Below are 17,111 nucleotides of genomic sequence, written 5' to 3' on the forward strand. Positions count from 1 at the left end.
CCATGACCGCCGATCCCGCCGTCGACGAGGCCATCGCCCTCGTCGAGGACCAGCTCGGCGTGGTGTTCACCCGGGCCCGGCTCGTCTGGAAGGAAGCCGCCGACCAGGTGCAGCCGGGCCTGCCGCCCGCGGCCTACAAGGTGCTCGCCACGATCGTGCGCCTCGAATCGACCAACGCGCACGTCCTGGCCGACCTGCTCGACATGGACAAGAGCGTCGTGAGCCGGCAGATCCGCGTGCTCGAGGAGGCCGGCCTCGTCGAGAGCCGTCCCGACGAGCGCGACGGGCGCCTGCGCGCGCTGAGTGCGACGCCCACCGCGGTCGAGCGGGTCCTGGCCGTGCGAGCGGCCAACCAGTCACGGGTTCGCGCGGCGCTCGAATCGCGCTCGGTGAGCGAGCTGCGCACGTTCGCCGAGATGCTCAAGGTGCTCGCCGAGGCGTAGCCGTCCGGGCGACCCGGCGACGAGCGAGCGCGCGGCTCAGGCGGGCAGCTCGACCGCGAACTCGGTGCGTCCGGGCTCGCTCTCGACCGAGACCTCGCCGTGGTGCGCCGCGACGACCGCGCGCACGATCGCGAGTCCGAGGCCGGTGCTGCCCGCACGACGCGACCGCGACGCGTCGCCGCGCGCGAACCGCTCGAAGAGCGTCGCGCGCACGGCGGGATCGATGCCGGGTCCGTCGTCGGTCACCGTGACGCGCACGCGGCGCCCGCGCCCCGTGCCATCCGGCGTCGGGTCGGCCCGTTGGAGGCGCACGATCACCTTGGTGCCCTCGGGGGTGTGCACGCGGGCGTTGGCGAGGAGGTTCGCGAGCACCTGGCGCAGGCGCGACTCGTCGCCCGTGATCTGGAGCGGACCGTCGGGCACCGCAACGCGCCAGTCGTGGTCGGGCGCCGCCACCTGCGCGTCGCCCACGGCGTCGACGACGAGCTGCCGCAGGTCGACCGGATCCCGCCGCAGCTCGCGGCCCTCGTCGAGCCGCGCGAGCAGCAGCAGGTCCTCGACGAGCTCGGTCATGCGCAGCGACTCCGACTCGATGCGGCCGACGGCATGCACCACGTCGGGCGGCAGTTCGCCGCCATGGAGGCGCGTGAGCTCGGCGTAGCCGCGGATCGACGCGAGCGGCGTGCGGAGCTCGTGGCTCGCGTCGGCCACGAACCGGCGCACCTTGCGCTCCGACTGCTCGCGAGCCGACAGGGCGGATGACACGTGCCCGAGCATGCGGTTGAACGCCGTGCCGAGGCGGCCCACCTCGGTGCGCTCGTCGTCGACGGGCACCTGGTCGGGCAGTTCGACATCGCCGCGGGCGAGCGGCAGCTCGGACACGAGCGTCGCCGTCTCCGTCACCTGGTCGAGCGGTTGCAGCGCGCGCCGCACGGTCACCGCCCCGAGCAGGAGCGCGCCGGCCAGTCCCGCGAGCGCGATGATGGCGACGGTGATCGCAAGCTGCGTCGTCACGGCGTTGACCTCGGCGAGCGGGAATGCGACCACGAACGAGTACCCGCCGTTCGTCGGCGCCGCGATGGCACGGTACTCCCCCAGCTCGTCGAGCTCGACCGTCACCGGCTGGCGGTCGGTCGGGATCGCGGCGATGGCTTCGCCCGCCTCGTCCGAGAGCTTCCCGATCTCGCCCTCGCGATCGATGGTACCTGAGTACAGCACCGCACGATCGGTGACGAACGCGGCGATCGCGCCGAGCGGCTGCCCGGGTATCCGGAGGAGCGCCTCGGCACCCTCGGGCGGGATGGGCAGCGGACCACCCGGGTCGTCGACGACTCGCGCGGCACGCTCGATCGCCTGCTCGAGCTGCGCGTCCAATCGGGCCACGAGCTGGTTGTGCAGGGCCGCGACGCTGATGAGTCCGACGACGGCGCTCACGAGGACCACGAGCCCCGCGATGATCATGAGCAGGCGCCGGCGAAGCGTCTTCGGCGCACCCCTGCGGCGTGCGGCGGCCGTGGTCGAGGTCCCCTCGGGCACGCGTGCGTCGGCGTTCGGCGTGCCGGCGGCATCGCCGGACACGGGTGCTCCGGAAGGGTGCGCGGGCGCGTCGACGGGTCGCGCGCCGGCAGCCCGCGGATCGGCGGCGCGCGCGTCGGCGACGGCCTGTCGCGTCGCGGCGGCGTGCCCCGGATCGCCCGGGCGCGTCATCCGGCCGCCTTGAGCATGTAGCCCGCCCCGCGCACGGTGTGGATCATGGGCTCGCGGCCCGCGTCGATCTTCTTGCGCAGGTAGGAGATGTAGAGCTCGACGACCGACTCCTTGCCCCCGAAGTCGTAGTTCCAGACGCGGTCGAGGATCTGCGCCTTCGAGAGCACGCGTCGCGGATTGCGCATGAGGAAGCGGAGCAGCTCGAACTCGGTCGCGGTGAGCTCGATCGGCGTGCCGTCGCGCTCGACCTCGTACGAGTCCTCGTCGAGGGAGAGATCGCCGACCCGCAGCACCGGGTCCTTCGCCTGTGCGAGCGTCAGGGTCGAGCGGCGGATGAGACCGCGCAGGCGCGCCACGACCTCCTCGAGGCTGAAGGGCTTGGTGACGTAGTCGTCGCCGCCGGCGGTGAGCCCGGCGATGCGGTCGTCGAGCGAGTCCTTCGCCGTCAGGAAGAGCACGGGCGTCTCGGTTCCGTCGGCCCGCACGCGCTGCAGCACCTCGAGCCCGTCGATGTCGGGCAGCATGATGTCGAGCACGATCGCGTCGGGCCGGAACTCGCGCGCCACGCGCACCGCGCCGAAGCCGTCCGATGCCGTCCGCACCTCCCAGCCCTCGTAGCGCAGGGCCATCTTGAGCAGGTCGGTGAGCGAATGCTCGTCGTCCACGACGAGCACGCGCACGGCGCTGCCGTCGGCCTTGGCGATCTGCGGTCGCTGCGCGGTTCCGGGTGCGGGAGGACTCGTCATGTCTTCCGAGTATGCGCGCCGCCCTGTGGGTTTCCTATGGGCAGGGCGGATGCCGCCTGTGATGAAGGTATGAGGACCGCACGCGGCGGAGTCTCTCATACCGGAGGCATAGGCCCGGCATCGGGCGGGCACAGTCGCGGTTCCTAGCGTCGCGTCGAGCCCATCGCCCGGTGGGCGCTCCGAGACCCCGAGGACCCCACATGTTCTTCACCTACCTCCGGCGCGAACTCGCCGGGCGCCGCAGGCAGACCGCCATCATCGCGATCGGGATGGCGCTCGCGATCGCGCTCGTCATGATCGTGAACGCCGTCTCGGCCGGTGTGCGCGACGCGCAGGCCGCCGTGCTCGAATCCGTCTACGGGGTCGGCACCGACCTGACCGTATCCCAGGCGCCCGCTGCACCGGGCGAAGGCGAGGGCCCCGGCGGCGGCGTGCGCTTCGAGTTCGGCCAGGACGACGGCGCCACCGGATCGGACGGCTCGACGACCGAGCTCAGCAACTCGCGCCTGACCGCAGGTCCGGGCTCGTCGACCTTCGACGCATCGGCGCTCGACACGGTGCAGGAGGTCGACGGAGTGGCCGCGGCATCCGCCACCCTCAGCCTCACGAACGTCACGTTCGACGGGGAACTGCCCGCGCCGCCGACGGACGGGGGCGACGGCACGGACGGCGACGCGACGATGCCGGCGCCGGGCGAGGGCGGCAGCCGCAGCTTCGGCGGCGGCGCGTTCGACGTCGCGAGCACGAGCGTGACCGGCATCGACCCGGCCGCCGACGCGGTCGGGCCCCTGAGCGCCGTCGAACTCGTCGACGGCCGCGGCCTCGACGCCGACGACGCCGGCGAGTACGTCGTCGTGCTCGACGAGGCCTACGCGACGACCGAGGGCCTCGCGGTGGGCGACACCATCGACCTCGGCGGCACCGAGTTCGAGGTCGTCGGCACGGTCGCCTCGACGTCGGCCGACGCCTCGACCGCGTCCGACGCGTACATCCCGCTCGACGTGGCGCAGGAGCTCTCGGGCCTCGACGGCCAAGTCTCCGACATCGCGGTGCAGGCCGAGTCGGCCGACGTCATCTCGAGCGTGAAGTCCGACCTCGAGGCGGCGCTGCCCGACCAGCAGGTCAGCACGCAGGAGGAGCTCGCCGCCTCGGTCTCGGGCTCGCTCGGCAGCGCGAGCCGGCTCATCTCGAGCCTCGGCCTGTGGCTCTCGGTCGCGGTGCTCGCGGCGGCGTTCCTGATCGCGATCCTGTTCACCATCCAGGGCGTGACCCGACGCACGCGCGAGTTCGGCACGCTCAAGGCGATCGGATGGTCCAACCGCCGCATCGTCGGGCAGGTGACCGGCGAGTCGCTCGTGCAGGGCCTCATCGGCGGCGCGGCGGGACTCGTGCTCGGCTTCACGGGCATCGCGATCGTGAACGCGATCGCCCCCACCCTGGCCACGACCGCGGCGCCGCAGGTCGCGGCCGAAGGCCCGATGGGCGGCGGCTTCGCGGGCGGGGCGAACCCCTTCGACGCCGCGCAGGCCTCGAGCGAGGTCGTGCTCACGGCCCCGGTGACGATCTCGGTGGTCGCGATCGCGGTCGGCCTCGCCCTGCTCGGCGGCCTGCTCGCCGGTGCGATCGGCGGATGGCGCGCCAGCCGGCTGCGGCCCGCCGAGGCGCTGCGCAGCGTCGCGTGACGGATGTCGCGGCATCCGCTCGCCCCCACCGCGACCGGCACGGCCGGCACGACCCGCACGACCCGCACGGAAGGAAGCACCCCATGTACACCCTCGAGAACGTCTCGAAGACCTACCGCCAGAAGGAGCGCACGATCACGGCGCTGAAGGACGTCAACCTCGAGATCCCGGCGGGCCAGCTCGTCGCGATCCAGGGACCGACGGGCGGCGGCAAGTCGACGCTGCTGCAGCTGCTCGGCGCGCTCGACCGGCCCACCGCAGGCCGCGTCTCGCTCGGCGAGGCCGACCTGTCGGGCATGCCCGACACGAAGCTCGGGGCCATCCGGGCGCGCGAGATCGGCTTCGTCTTCCAGGGGTTCAACCTCATCCCGACGCTGACCGCGCAGGAGAACGTCGAGACCGCGCTCGAACCGCTCGGAGTCGCGGCCGACGAGCGGCGGAGCCGCGCGACGGCGGCGCTGGAGTCGGTCGGCCTCGGCGACCGCGCGTACCACGTGCCGAGCGAGCTCTCGGGCGGGCAGCAGCAGCGCGTCGCCATCGCCCGGGCGCTCGTGAAGGAGCCCGAGGTGCTGCTCGCCGACGAACCCACGGGCAACCTCGACGAGCAGACCCGCGACGAGATCATGGACCTCCTCGAGGGACTCTGGCGCGATCGCGGGCTGACGCTCGTGATCGTGACGCACGACTCCGCCGTCGCGCGGCGGGCGGAGCGGCGGCTGCATCTCACGGACGGGTCGGTGACCGAGCGGGCGTAGTCGCCGAGCGGATGTCGCGGGCCCGCCCTCCGGCCCGCGGCATCCGCTCACCACGGCGCGGCGAATCCCGGGTTCGCGCGACGAAGACTCGCGCGAACCCGGGATCCGGCGCCGCCCTACTGGTTCGAGAAGGCGGCGTCGAACGACGCGGTCGGGCGCGGCCAGATGAGCGATCGCACGAACTCGAGCGCCTGCGGGCCGCCGTGCAGGCGGTCCATGCCGGCGTCCTCCCACTCGACCGAGATCGGGCCGGTGTAGCCGATCGCGTCGAGCGCGCGGAACGCGTCCTCCCACGGCACGTCGCCGTGCCCGGTCGAGACGAAGTCCCAGCCGCGGCGCGGGTCGCCCCACGGCAGGTGCGAGCCGAGGATGCCCGACCGGCTGTTCGCGGTGCGGATGCGCGTGTCCTTGCAGTCGACGTGGTAGATCCGGTCCTGGAAGTCCCAGATGAAGCCCACGGGGTCGACGCCCTGCCACATCATGTGGCTGGGGTCCCAGTTGAAGCCGAACGCCGGACGACGGTCGATGGCCTCGAGCGTGCGCACGCTGGTCCAGTGGTCGTACGCGATCTCGGACGGGTGCACCTCGTGCGCGAACCGCACGCCCTCGTCGTCGAACACGTCGAGGATGGGGTTCCACCGGTTCGCGAAGTCCTCGTAGCCCGCGTCGATGACCGAGGCGGGCACCGGTGGGAACATGGCCACGTACTGCCAGATCTTCGAGCCCGTGAAGCCGATGACGGTGTCGACGCCGAGCTTGCGGGCGACGCGCGCGGTGCGCTTGAGATCCTCGGCCGCACGCTGACGCACGCCCTCGGCGTCGCCGTCGCCCCACGTGTACGGCCGCACGATCGCCTGGTGGCGGAAGTCGATCGGGTCGTCGCACACGGCCTGGCCGGTGAGGTGATTGGAGATCGCATAGACCTTCAGGTCGTAGCGCTTGAGGAGCTCGAGCTTCTCCTTGAGGTAGCCGGGCTCCTCATCGGCGAGCTTCGTGTCGAGGTGGTCGCCGCCGATGCCGATCTCGAGGCCGTCGTAGCCCCACTCCGAGGCGAGGCGCGCGACCTCCTCGAACGGCAGGTCGGCCCACTGGCCGGTGAACAGCGTGACGGGATGCGTCGCGGCGGGAGTGTCGGTCATGCTCGGATCCTTTCGTGGGGGTCGGACATCGTGGAGATCTCGCCGAGGCCCTGCCATCGCAGCACGAGGTCGCGCAACTCGGTCGCGTGCACGCGCTCGCCGGCGCCGTCGAGGAAGCGGGGATCGGACGCCAGGAGCAGGGGCGTGTCGGCGCCGGAGTCGGGAAGCCGGCCGTGCGTGCCGCGCACGCACGACGGGTCGAGGGGCACGGTGCTCATCGCGTAGCGGAGCCCGAGCCTCTTGCGCAGGAGGTTGCCCGCGGCCTTCGCCTTGGCGAGCTTGTCGGCGGGATCGAAGAAGAGCTCGGCGGGGTCGTAGCCGGGCTTGCGGTGGATGTCGACGCCGCGCGCGTACTCGGGCGCGCGGTCGTCGTCGAGCCAGAAGTAGTAGGTGAACCAGGCGCCGGGCTCTGCCACGACGACGAGCTCGCCCGACCGCGAGTGGTCGAGGCCGTACCGTGCCTGCGCCTCGCGATCGAGCACCTCGTCGACCCCGTCCAGATCGCGCAGGATCGCCGCCACACGGGGCACGTCGGCCGGGTCGGCGACGTAGACGTGCGCGACCTGGTGGTCGGCGACGGCGAACGCGCGCGATGTCCACGGGTCGAGCTGCTCCCGACCGTCCTGCACGTACACCTCGAGAAGGCCCTCGCGACGCAGCGCGCGGTTGACGTCGACCGGGCGGCCGGCCGGCGCGATCCCGTACTCGGCGAGCGCGACGACCGTGACGTCCTGCGCCTCGGCCTGGTCGAGCAACGGGGTCATCGCGGCGTCGAGCTCGGCGGCGGCGCGCGCCGCCTCGGGGGCGTCGGGTCCGAACCGCTGCACGTCGTAGTCGAGGTGCGGCAGGTACGCCATCGTGAGGTCGGGCGTGCCGGGATCGGCGAGCACCCGTCGGGTGGCGTCGACGATCCACTGCGTCGAACGGATGCTCGCGGTCGGCCCCCAGTACTGGAACAGCGGGAACTCGCCGAGCTCCTCGCGCAGCTCGTCGTGCAGTCGCGGGGGTCGGGCGTAGAAGTCGGGCGACTTGCGGCCGTCGGCGTGGTAGATCGGACGCGGCGTCACGGTGAGGTCGGTCGTCGCGCCCATCGCGTACCACCAGCCGAGATTCGCGCTCGTGTAGTCGCCGCCGCGTCGGCGGCGGGCGGTCTCCCAGAGCTTCTCGCCGCGGACCAGCCGGTTGTGCTGGCGCCACAGCAGCACGTCGCCGAGGCCGCGGAAGTACCATCCGTTGCCCACGATGCCGTGGCTCGAGGGCATGGCACCCGTGAGCACCGACGACTGCACCGAGCACGTGACGGCGGGCAGCACGGTGCCGAGCTCGGCGCGGGCGCCGGCTCGCGCCATCCGGTTCAGGCGCGGCATGTGCTGCAGCGCGTCGGCGGTGAGGCCGACGACGTCGAGGAGGAGCACGCGGCCGCTCATGCCGGCTGCCCCTCGCGTTCGAGGAGCTCGGCCGCGGCCCAGCGCAGCTCGGCGGCGATGCCGTCGACGAGGTCGACCGGCGCGCCGGGCAGCACCGACCACGTGTACGTCTCGACGTCGACGTGGAGCTGGTCGACCGGCTGCACCTCGCGCACGACGGCGAGCGCGGTGCGCAGCACGTCGGTGGTCGACGAGAGCGGTGCCTCGGGCTCGAGGTGCAGCGGCACGTGGAAATGCACGCGCCACGGCGCCTCGGCGGGCAGCCGGTCGAGCGCCTCGGGCAGGTCGTCGACGCGGATGGCTCCGCCCGGCGCCTGCTCGCGGACCTGGTGCAGGTAGCGGTCCTCGGCGTAGGCCGCGACGGCCAGGCGCGCGCCGGCGTCGTCGGGCCGCTCGACGTGCAGCGCGGCCGACGCCTGCACCTTCACCACCCGGATCCCCGCGTCGGCGATACGGGCCACCGCACCGGCCGGATCGGCGAACGAGACCGCGAGGTGGCACGTGTCGAGGCACACGCCGAGGCGGTCGAGGTCGAGCCGGTCGCGGTGCGACGCGAGCCAGGCGACCACGTCGTCGACGTCGTCGAGCACGCAGCCCGGCTCGGGCTCGATGGCGAGGCGGATGACCCGCCCGGTCTCGGCACGGATGGCGCGGAGCTCGGCGCCGAGCGCGACGAGCGCGTCCGTCGCCGCGCGATCGGCCGCATCGTCCCATCCGACCCGCCAGCCGAGCGGCAGCGTCGAGATGCTGCCCTCGGCGCCGTGCGGCAGCAGTGCGGCGAGCACGCGCGCCGCGTCGATCGTGTAGTCGAGCCGAGCCGGATCGGTCCAGTCCGGCCGGTAGACGTCGAGCTTGACGACCTCGGCGTGGAACGCCTCGGAGGGGAACGCGTTGAGCGTGCGCACCTCGAGCCCGTTCCGGTCGAGCGCCGTACGGAGGCGGTCGAGCGCCGCGGGCTCGGCCGCGAGCCGGGCCGCCAGCGGGGCGGGCAGCCAGAGCCCGACGCCGAGGGTCTCGAATCCGGCTGCGGCCCTCGCCGGGCCTGCGTACGCGTCGAGCTGGCGGATGACGCCGTCGAGGTCCTCGGCGGGGTGCACGTTGGTGCAATAGGAGAGGTGCATCAGCGCGCCGCCCCTTCGGGGACCGGCGTCGCGACATCCGCCCCGCCCCGCAGGATCGAGTTGCCCGAGAAGGTCTCGGGCGCGGTCGCGAGGTCGAAGCCGGGCAGCGGTGAGAGGTCGAGCCGTCCGCTCTGCGCGAAGAAGTCGACCGGGTTCCTCCAGAGCACGGTGTCGACGTCGTCGGGCGCGAAGCCCGCGTCGAGCATCGCGGCACCGGTCTTCGCGGTGAGGAGCGGGTCGGAGCGCCCCCAGTCGGCTGCCGAGTTCACGAGCACGCGCTCGGTGCCGTACCCCTGGAGGAGGGCGACCATCCGGTGCGGGTCCATCTTGGTGTCGGGGTAGATCGAGAAGCCCATCCAGGCGCCGCTCTCCTTGACCATCTCGATGGTGACCTCGTTGAGGTGGTCGAGCACGACGAGCTCGGGCGCGATGCCGGAGTGCGCGATCACCTCGAGCGTGCGGCGCGTGCCGTGCTTCTTGTCGCGGTGCGGGGTGTGCACGATGACGGACAGGCCGTGCTCGATCGCGAGGGCGAGGTGGGCCTCGAGCACCTCGTCCTCCTCGGGCGTCATCGAGTCGTAGCCCGTCTCGCCGATCGCGACGACGGACTCGCGCCGGAGGAACCGCGGCAGCTCGGCCAGGACCTCGCGGCAGCGGGGGTCGTTCGCCTCCTTCGGGTTGAGCGCGAGCGCGCAGTGGTGGCGGATGCCGAACTGCGAGGCGCGGAAGCGTTCCCAGCCCGTGAGCGCGTCGAAGTAGTCGAGGTACGAGCCGACGTTCGTGCGCGGCTGGCCGAGCCAGAACGACGGCTCGACGAGGGCGCGCACGCCCGCCGCGTACATGGCCTCGTAGTCGTTGGTCGTGCGCGACGTCATGTGGATGTGCGGGTCGAAGATGCGCATCAGCGGGCTTCCTCTCGTCGGGCTCGGGCGGCGGGCAGCAGCGCCCGCAGGTCGTCGGGGATGGCGCGGCCGGCCGCCTCGCGCTCCTCGGCGAGGTCCTCGGCCATGCGTGCGAGCTCGGCGTCGGCACGGGAATCGAGGCCGGAGACGCCCGAGAGCGGCACGCCCATGAAGACGAGCTTGATCACGCCGTGCCGCCAGTCGTGGTCGGGCAGGTGCCGTTCGGCGAACGGGCCCAAGGCGCTGGCCACCAGGCGCGGGTCGTTGGCTCGCAGCGCGTCGCGGATGAGCGCGATGCCCATGTCGCGCGTGCCGGCATCGACGCCGTCCGAGGCGGCGAGCCGGTCGAGCTCGTCGAGCACGCGGACGCGCTCCTCGGTGTCGCCGTCGCGGTAGCGCTCCTCGATGGACTCCATGCGAATCACCCGATCCCCTCGATGATGTCGTTCAGCCGCGCGATGCTCTCCGCGGCGATCCGGGGCGCCGCGTGCGAGTGCCGGGGCAACTCGATGGCCGCGACGCCGTCGTAGCCGAGTTCGGCGAGCGTGCGGAAGGCCCGCTCGAGGTCGACGCTCCCCCCGCCGAGTTCGAGGTGCTCGTGCGCGTGCGGCCGCATGTCGTCGACCTGCACGTTGACGAGCAGGTCGCCGGCCGCCCGCAGCGCACCTTCGACGCCGTCGGGCTCGACGACGACGCAGTGCCCGAGGTCGACCGTGATCCCGAGTTCGCGCGGGTCGCCGAGCTCGGCGCGCAGGCGGAGTGCGTCGGCGACGGTCTCGACGAGCATCCCGGGCTCGGGCTCGAGGCCCAGCCGGACGTCGGCGGCTCGGGCCGCGGCGACGACCTCGCGGGCGCGGTCGACCAGGCGGCGCCACGCGACGTCCGGTTCGACGCCCTCGGGCCGGACCCCCGACCAGAAGGACACGCAGTCGGCGTCGAGCAGCGCCGCGATCTCGATCGCTCGCACCAGGAAGGCCACGCGCTCGGCCGCCTCGGCCTCGTCGTCGAGCAGGTTCGGCCGGTGCTTGCGCACCGGGTCGAGCACGTACCGGGCGCCGGTCTCGACCACGACGCGCAGGCCGCGTCGCTCGAGGTCGGCGCGCAGCGCGATCGCGCGGTCGAGCCATCCGGCGGAGAACGGGTCGAAGTGCGGGTGACCCAGCGTGAGGGCGACCGCGTCGTAGCCGTTCGACTGCAGCACGTCGAGGGCGTCGTCGAGCGGATGGTCGGCGAAGCCGTTCGTGCCGTAGCCGAGCCGCGGGCGCGGCTTCGTGGCGGGCATCGTCGCGCTCACGTCACATCCCTGCCCTTCGCGGCGCCCCGCCGTGCGAGCCGCGTCGCGACCGCGTCGATCGCGAGCAGGACGAGGGCGTCGACCGGGCGACCGGCCCGGGCCGTCAGTGCCGCCTGCAGGGGCACCATGCCGAGGATGCCGCGGCGCGTCGCCGTGCGGACCACGGACGCCGACGGCGAACGGACCGCGGCCGCCTGCGCGCGCACGGTCGGCACCGCGAACCGGGCGGCGGCCGCCGCCGACACCACGCCAGCGACGCTCGCCTCGGGGCGCACCGCCGCGACACCGGCGGCCACCGTGGTCGCCGACACGGCCGCCGCGATCGCGGGTCGCGTGCCGTGCACCTCGCCGCGCGCGAGCGCGGTGACGCTCGCGGTGTGCCCCGCCATGACGAGCGCCGGTCGCAGCGCATCGCCCGCGCGATCTCGGCCCGCGCCGAGCAGCACGTCGAGCCCGCGGCACGCCGCCATGACGATCGGACCGGTCCAGCCGCGCTTGGCCACGAGGTCGTAGGTCCAGATCGATGCGGCGAGCGGCACGGCCACGGCGAGCGAGCTGCGGCCGCCGGTCAGTCCCGCGACCGCGACGCCGGCGACCGTGAGCGCGCCGGCCACCCCGAGCGCGCCCCGCCGCGTGATCCGCCCGGATGGGATCGGGCGCTCGGGCCGCTCGACGCGATCGAGCTCGGCGTCGGCGGCGTCGTTGAGCGCCATCCCGCCCCAGTAGAGCAGCACGGACGCGATCGGCAGGCCGAGCCGCGGCACGAGGCCCGTGCGACCGACGGACGCCATGCCCGCGGTCGCGTCACCGAGGACCGTGAGTCCTGCGGGCGCGCGGACCAGTTGGAGGAAGGTGGACGCCGAGGCCATCACGCCACCTGCGCCGTGGTCCTCCGCACCGCCGTGCGCAGGGCCCACGAGACCAGCTCGTCGGCCTGGCGGGCGAACGCGTGCTCCTCGCTGCCCCACGGGTCCTTGAAGAAGTAGCCGAGCTCGGCGATGGGACCGGACAGCCCGGCCTGGTCGGCGAGGGTCAGCAGTCGCGCCAGGTCGATGACGAGCGGAGCGGCGAGCGTGGAGTCGTACGCGGTCCAGGTGGTCTGCAGCGTGATGCGCGTGTCGAGGAAGCCCTCGGCGTGCACGTGGTCCCACGCCGTCTTGACGTCGCCGAGGTCGGGCACGTTGTCGATGTGCAGCGGGGTGACCACGTCGTGCCCGAGCAGGTCGTGCAGGCCGCGGTTCTTCGAGGCCAGCTTGGACTCGACCGCGGCGGGATCGGCGAGGGTGGCGCCGTCGCCGCCGCCGAGCAGGTTCGCGCCCGCCCACGAGAGCACGCGCATGCCGCGCGAGGAGAACATCGGGGCGAGCACCGTGCGCAGCAGGGTCTCACCGGTCTTGCCGTCCTGGCCGGCGATCGGCACGCCCGCGTCGGCCGCGACGGCGTGCAGTGCGGGGATGCCGAGCGAGATCGACGGCGTGAAGCACGCGTAGGGCGCGCCCGCTCCCGTGACCGCGGCGAGCGCCGACAGGGTGCTCGAGGGAAGGAGCTCGACGCCGTCCTGCGCCAGGGCCGCGACGAGCGCATCGTGGTCGTGGAACTCGGGGCGGTCGGCCGGCAGCGGCTCGGTCGAGGCCACGTCGATCACCACGACGCGCCGGAGGCCGTGACGCTCGCGGAAGGAGCGGATGTCGTCGGCGCGAAGGCCGATCTCGCGGCGCTGGGAGCCGCGCGCCGTTCGCGGGACGAGCCGGATCTCGGCGTCGGCGGCGTCCAGGCGGTGGGCGACGGCCTCGACGGTCGCGGCCGGGATCATGCCGCCGGTCGCGAGGCGTCGAGCGCGCTCGACGAGCGGCGTCTCATCGACGTCGTGGCCGCCGACGACGAAGTCGTCGAAGTCGGGCAGCGGCACCCCGTCGAACGCTGAACCCGCGGTCACGAGGCCCACGGGCCGGGCGATCCCCTCAGCCAGCGCCGCCAGGCCGACCGTCGCCGTCGTCGCGACGCTGCCGCGCGCGCCCACGAACCAGACTCCCGTGCGTCCCTCGTTCATCGTCGAACCACTCCGTTCCGTGTGCATCGTTGCCCGGGCGCCTCCGCCCTCGGCCGGCTCGTTCCGAACGTATCGGAGCTTGCATCTTTGGTCAATCAGAAGTCGCGCTATCGGAGTTGAAAACCTGCGCAGTGATCGACTGAAGTCAGCGGTCTCGTCCGGGGACCCCGCGGGCGATCACCTGGAGGTAGGCGACCAGTGCATGCGGGAGGTCCCCCGCGTCGAGCGCGCCGACCGCCTCGGCAGCGTGGCCGACGACGAGCGCGCGATGGCGCTCGAGGGCGCCCGACCGCCGCATGATCGCGCGCACGCATTCGACGCTCTCCTCGGTGGCGTCGGCACGTCCGACCTCGCGCTCGAGCACGGCACGGTCGGCCGCTTCGGCGCCGTCGAGCGCGAGCTGCAGCAGCCTCGTGCGCTTGCCGCCGCGCACGTCGGAGCTCGTCGACTTGCCGGTGCGGCCCGCATCGCCGAACACGGCGAGCTCATCGTCCCTCAGCTGGTACGCGATGCCGAGGTGCCGCCCGTACTCGGCGAGCGCGGCGAGCGCGGCGGGATCGGCCGATCCGGAGGCCACCGCGCCCAGGCGCAGCGGCAGGATCACGCTGTACCCGGCGGTCTTCAGCTCGGCCATCCGGATCGGCCGCGCCGCCCCGGGGGCGAGCCGCTCGCTGCGGACGTCGAGGAGCTCGCCGGCGATCGCGGCGTCGAGCGCCGTGAGGACCTCCCGCATGAGCTCGAGGCGCAGTGCGGGAGGCACGGGTACCTCGGCGACCGCGCGCAGGCTCGCGCTGATCGCCAGGTCGCCGGCGAGCAACGCGGCGGAGTCGGCTTGGCGAGTCGCCACATCCGGAGCCGCCCCGGCCGCACGCCACGCGTTGAGTACGGTGCCGGCGACGTTGGGTCGCCCGTGCCTGCGGTCGTCGCCGTCGATGAGGTCGTCGTGCACGCAGAGGCCGGTGTGGAGGAGTTGCACGGCGGCGCCGAGCGCATCGCAGACTGCGGGATCACCGCCGCCCATCCCGAGGTAGGCCGCGACCGCGAGCCGGGCGCGCAGCTGCTTGCCGCCCTCGAGCTCGGCGAGGACCGCGATCAGCTCGCGCAGCTCGGGATCCGCCGCGGCGGCCGAGTCGGCGACCCGCTCCCAGGACGCGGCCACCGCGGCCGTCGTCCGGGTGACGGCTCGGCCCACCGCGTCGGCGAGCTCGGCGGCTCCGTCGATACGAGGCGCCGGCGCGATGCCGTGCGGCACCGCGAGCCGTGCCTGCTCCTGCAACGGCATGGCACACTCCTCCCCGCCCGGCGCGCCATCGCACTCGGGCCGAACGGCGCGGACGGGTCGGTCAGTCCGATCCGTCGGCGACGCCCACCCACGCGCCATCCGTGGCAGAGCTGTGCTCGACGGCGTCGAGCACGCGCTGCACGTGCAGCCCGTCGGCGAACGAGGGTCGCGGCGGCGAGCCGGCGGCGATCGCGTCCACGAAGTCCTTCGCCTGGTTGGCGAAGCCGTGCTCGTAGCCGAGCATGTGCCCGGCGGGCCACCACGCATCGACCCACGGGTGCTCGGGCTCGGTCACGATGATGGTCTTGAAGCCCTGCTCGACCGTGGGCTCGGTCGCGTCGTAGAACTCGAGCGCGTTCAGGTTCTCGAGGTCGAAGGCGATCGAGCCGAGCGAGCCGGAGATCTCGATGCGCAGGGAGTTCTTGCGCCCGGTGGCCATGCGCGAGGCCTCGAAGGTGCCGAGTGCGCCCGAGGCGAACCGGCCGCGGAAGAGCGCGAGGTCGTCGACCGTGACCTCGCCGAACTCGGTCGCGGGCTCGGACGACGACGATCCGGCGATCGCGCCCGAGCTCGAACCGGAGGGCAGGGGCCGACGACGGACGAACGTCTCGAGCACGCCCGAGACCTCGCTGAGCCGCAGCCCGGTCATGTACTGCGCGAGGTCCACCGCGTGGGCGCCGATGTCACCGAGCGCGCCCGATCCCGCGCGATCCTTCTCGAGGCGCCAGGTCATCGGCGCCGCCGGGTCGACCAGCCAGTCCTGGAGGTACGACGCGCGCAGGTGGCGGACCTCGCCGATGCGACCGTCGGCGATGAGCTGCCGCGCCAGGGCGGTGGCCGGCACGCGGCGATAGGTGAAGCCGAGCATCGAGCGGATGCCGCGAGCCGACGCGGCCTCGGCCGCCCGCGTCATCGCCTCGGCCTCGACCGTCGAGTTGGCCAGCGGCTTCTCGCAGAGCACGTGCTTGCCGGCCTCGAGCGCGGCGATCGCGATCTCGGCATGGCTGTCGCCCGGGGTGACGATGTCGACCACGTCGATGTCGTCGCGTTCGACGACCTCGCGCCAGTCGGTCGAGACCTCGCCCCAGCCCCACTTCGCGGCGGCCTCGCCCGCACGGCCCGGATCTCGCCCGACCAGCACGTCCATCGTCGGCTGCAGCGGGAGGTCGAAGAACCTCGGCGCCACGCGCCATCCCTGCGAATGGGCGGCCCCCATGAAGCCGTTGCCCACCATCGCGACGCGGAGTCGTTCAGCCATGCGGATCGAAGCCGCCTTCCTGTGTAGGGGAGGCCGGGCGCCCGTGGGCGCCCGGCCTCGAGGGTGTTCGGATCAGGACTCGAACGCGAACTCGATGTACTGGTCCACGTTGTCGGCCGTCACGACCGGCGCGTCGAGCACGATTCGGTTCGGGACGCTCGGCGTGTAGAGGTCGCTCATGGTCTTGCCCTGCGCGATGAGGCGCGCGAGTGCGATGCCGTCGGCCGCCTGGGTCGACGGGTAGATGACCGTCGCCTCGAGCACCGAGTCGCCCGACTCGATGGCGCGCATCGCGTTCGCGCTGCCGGCGCCGCCGACCATGAAGAACTCGTCGCGGCCGGCCGCCTCGATCGCGGCGAGCACGCCGACGCCCTGGTCGTCGTCGTGGTTCCAGATCGCGTCGATCTGGGGAGCCGCGGACAGCAGCTGCGAGGTCACGGCCTCACCGCCCTGGATGGTGAAGTCCGCGGCGACGCGGTTGCTCACCTCGAGGCCGCAGTCCGCGAGCGCGTCGGCGAAGCCGCGCGAGCGGTCCTGCGTGAGCGGGAGGGAGTCGATGCCGGCGATCTCGGCGACGACGGCGTCGTCCTGGCCCTCGAGTCGCTCGCAGATGTAGGAGCCGGCCGAGACGCCCATGCCGTAGTTGTCGCCGAGGATCGTCGCGCGGGCCGCGGCGGGGTCCGAGAACTCGCGGTCCACGTTGATGACGGGGATGCCGGCCTCCATGGCCTGGATCGCCGCCTCGGTCAGCGCAGCGCCGTCGGTCGGCAGCAGCACGATCGCGTCGACGCCCTCGTTGACGAAGGTCTCGACCTGGCTGATCTGGAGGTTGGCGTCGTTGGTGCCCTCGGCGACGCGCAGCTCGACGTCGTCGTAGGAGTCGGCCGCGGCCTGCGCTGCCGAGTTGATGGCGCCGAGCCAGCCGTGGTCAGCGGCGGGGCCGGAGAAGCCGATGACGACCGTGTCGCCCGAGGCGGCGTTCTCCTCGGCCGAGTTCTGGTTCTCGGTCACGCTCGATCCCGAGTCGCCCGCGGTGCAGCCCGCGAGCAGGCCGGCGACGGCGAGCGAAGCTCCCGCCATGACGAAGGCGCGAGCACGTGAAGTGCGCTTGACGCTCATTGTGGTTGTCCTCTCGTTGGATGTGACGCAGCGCCGCCAGGTGGACTTCATCCACCCGAGTGCGACCACACCCGACGGAGTCCACGTTGACGTTTCGTCACCGTAGCAGAAGACCACCCGCGTTGCGCAACTTATGCACGATGATTGTCGAAAGTGGGACGAGTGGCCGCGACGACCCCTCGAAGT

Annotated in this window: 16 protein-coding genes; 3 read left to right on the plus strand and 13 right to left on the minus strand. The window is 73.0% G+C overall.

Going from position 1 to position 17,111, the window contains the following annotated elements; translation table 11 throughout:
* The first annotated feature begins 2 nt into the window (after nucleotides 1-2).
* Entirely contained in the window at nucleotides 3-443 is a 441-nt protein-coding gene (locus BLT99_RS11800; protein WP_157674992.1) for a MarR family winged helix-turn-helix transcriptional regulator, read from the plus strand.
* 36 nt (nucleotides 444-479) lie between these two features.
* Here the strand turns inward: BLT99_RS11800 and BLT99_RS11805 are convergent, their stop codons facing one another.
* The gene (locus BLT99_RS11805; protein WP_229724356.1) at nucleotides 480-2,150 is read right to left on the minus strand and encodes a sensor histidine kinase; all 1,671 of its coding nucleotides are present in this window, start codon (nucleotides 2,148-2,150) and stop codon (nucleotides 480-482) included.
* Nucleotides 2,147-2,896 carry a response regulator transcription factor gene (locus BLT99_RS11810; protein ID WP_092672635.1) on the minus strand — a complete coding sequence of 250 codons (750 nt, stop codon included), beginning with the start codon at nucleotides 2,894-2,896 and terminating at the stop codon, nucleotides 2,147-2,149. The genes BLT99_RS11805 and BLT99_RS11810 overlap by 4 nt, the downstream gene beginning before the upstream one ends.
* 200 nt (nucleotides 2,897-3,096) lie before the next feature.
* On the opposite strand from BLT99_RS11810, the gene BLT99_RS11815 reads away from it, so the two are divergent.
* Together BLT99_RS11815 and BLT99_RS11820 are read left to right on the plus strand one after the other, a co-directional pair.
* Nucleotides 3,097-4,578, plus strand: coding sequence for an ABC transporter permease (locus BLT99_RS11815; protein WP_092672638.1), 1,482 nt, complete (start codon nucleotides 3,097-3,099; stop codon nucleotides 4,576-4,578).
* 83 nt (nucleotides 4,579-4,661) lie between these two features.
* Complete coding sequence (locus tag BLT99_RS11820) at nucleotides 4,662-5,333, plus strand: ABC transporter ATP-binding protein (RefSeq protein WP_092672641.1); 672 nt, start codon at nucleotides 4,662-4,664, stop codon at nucleotides 5,331-5,333.
* Between the two features lie 116 nt (nucleotides 5,334-5,449).
* Here BLT99_RS11820 and BLT99_RS11825 read toward each other — a convergent pair whose 3' ends face one another.
* The 11 genes from BLT99_RS11825 to BLT99_RS11875 all read right to left on the minus strand — a co-directional run bounded on the left by BLT99_RS11825 (nucleotide 5,450) and on the right by BLT99_RS11875 (nucleotide 16,925).
* A complete protein-coding gene (locus tag BLT99_RS11825) occupies nucleotides 5,450-6,472 on the minus strand; it encodes a sugar phosphate isomerase/epimerase family protein (protein WP_092672644.1) in 1,023 nt (340 codons plus the stop codon).
* On the minus strand, nucleotides 6,469-7,899 hold the full coding sequence (locus BLT99_RS11830; RefSeq protein WP_092672646.1) for an alkaline phosphatase family protein: 1,431 nt from the start codon (nucleotides 7,897-7,899) through the stop codon (nucleotides 6,469-6,471). The genes BLT99_RS11825 and BLT99_RS11830 overlap by 4 nt, the downstream gene beginning before the upstream one ends.
* A complete protein-coding gene (eboE, locus tag BLT99_RS11835) occupies nucleotides 7,896-9,020 on the minus strand; it encodes a metabolite traffic protein EboE (protein ID WP_092672649.1) in 1,125 nt (374 codons plus the stop codon). The genes BLT99_RS11830 and eboE overlap by 4 nt, the downstream gene beginning before the upstream one ends.
* A complete protein-coding gene (locus BLT99_RS11840; RefSeq protein WP_092672652.1) occupies nucleotides 9,020-9,922 on the minus strand; it encodes a TatD family hydrolase in 903 nt (300 codons plus the stop codon). Before BLT99_RS11840 ends, eboE begins: the two co-directional genes overlap by 1 nt.
* Entirely contained in the window at nucleotides 9,922-10,338 is a 417-nt protein-coding gene (locus BLT99_RS17865; protein WP_092672655.1) for an EboA domain-containing protein, read from the minus strand. The genes BLT99_RS11840 and BLT99_RS17865 overlap by 1 nt, the downstream gene beginning before the upstream one ends.
* Nucleotides 10,339-10,343: 5 nt before the next feature.
* Nucleotides 10,344-11,216, minus strand: a complete 873-nt coding sequence (locus tag BLT99_RS11850; RefSeq protein WP_229724357.1) for a sugar phosphate isomerase/epimerase family protein — start codon at nucleotides 11,214-11,216, stop codon at nucleotides 10,344-10,346.
* Nucleotides 11,213-12,085, minus strand: a complete 873-nt coding sequence (locus BLT99_RS11855; RefSeq protein ID WP_092676226.1) for an SCO3242 family prenyltransferase — start codon at nucleotides 12,083-12,085, stop codon at nucleotides 11,213-11,215. The genes BLT99_RS11850 and BLT99_RS11855 overlap by 4 nt, the downstream gene beginning before the upstream one ends.
* The gene (locus BLT99_RS11860; protein WP_229724358.1) at nucleotides 12,085-13,266 is read right to left on the minus strand and encodes an inositol-3-phosphate synthase; all 1,182 of its coding nucleotides are present in this window, start codon (nucleotides 13,264-13,266) and stop codon (nucleotides 12,085-12,087) included. Before BLT99_RS11860 ends, BLT99_RS11855 begins: the two co-directional genes overlap by 1 nt.
* A gap of 145 nt (nucleotides 13,267-13,411) precedes the next feature.
* The gene (locus BLT99_RS11865) at nucleotides 13,412-14,548 is read right to left on the minus strand and encodes a polyprenyl synthetase family protein (protein WP_157674993.1); all 1,137 of its coding nucleotides are present in this window, start codon (nucleotides 14,546-14,548) and stop codon (nucleotides 13,412-13,414) included.
* 61 nt (nucleotides 14,549-14,609) lie between these two features.
* Nucleotides 14,610-15,806, minus strand: a complete 1,197-nt coding sequence (locus BLT99_RS11870) for a Gfo/Idh/MocA family protein (protein ID WP_229724359.1) — start codon at nucleotides 15,804-15,806, stop codon at nucleotides 14,610-14,612.
* Between the two features lie 72 nt (nucleotides 15,807-15,878).
* Nucleotides 15,879-16,925: a substrate-binding domain-containing protein gene (locus BLT99_RS11875; protein ID WP_092672664.1), complete on the minus strand. Its 1,047-nt coding sequence runs from the start codon at nucleotides 16,923-16,925 to the stop codon at nucleotides 15,879-15,881.
* Nucleotides 16,926-17,111: the final 186 nt, after the last annotated feature.

It is taken from the genome of Agromyces flavus (assembly GCF_900104685.1).
GTDB classification, from domain to species: domain Bacteria; phylum Actinomycetota; class Actinomycetes; order Actinomycetales; family Microbacteriaceae; genus Agromyces; species Agromyces flavus.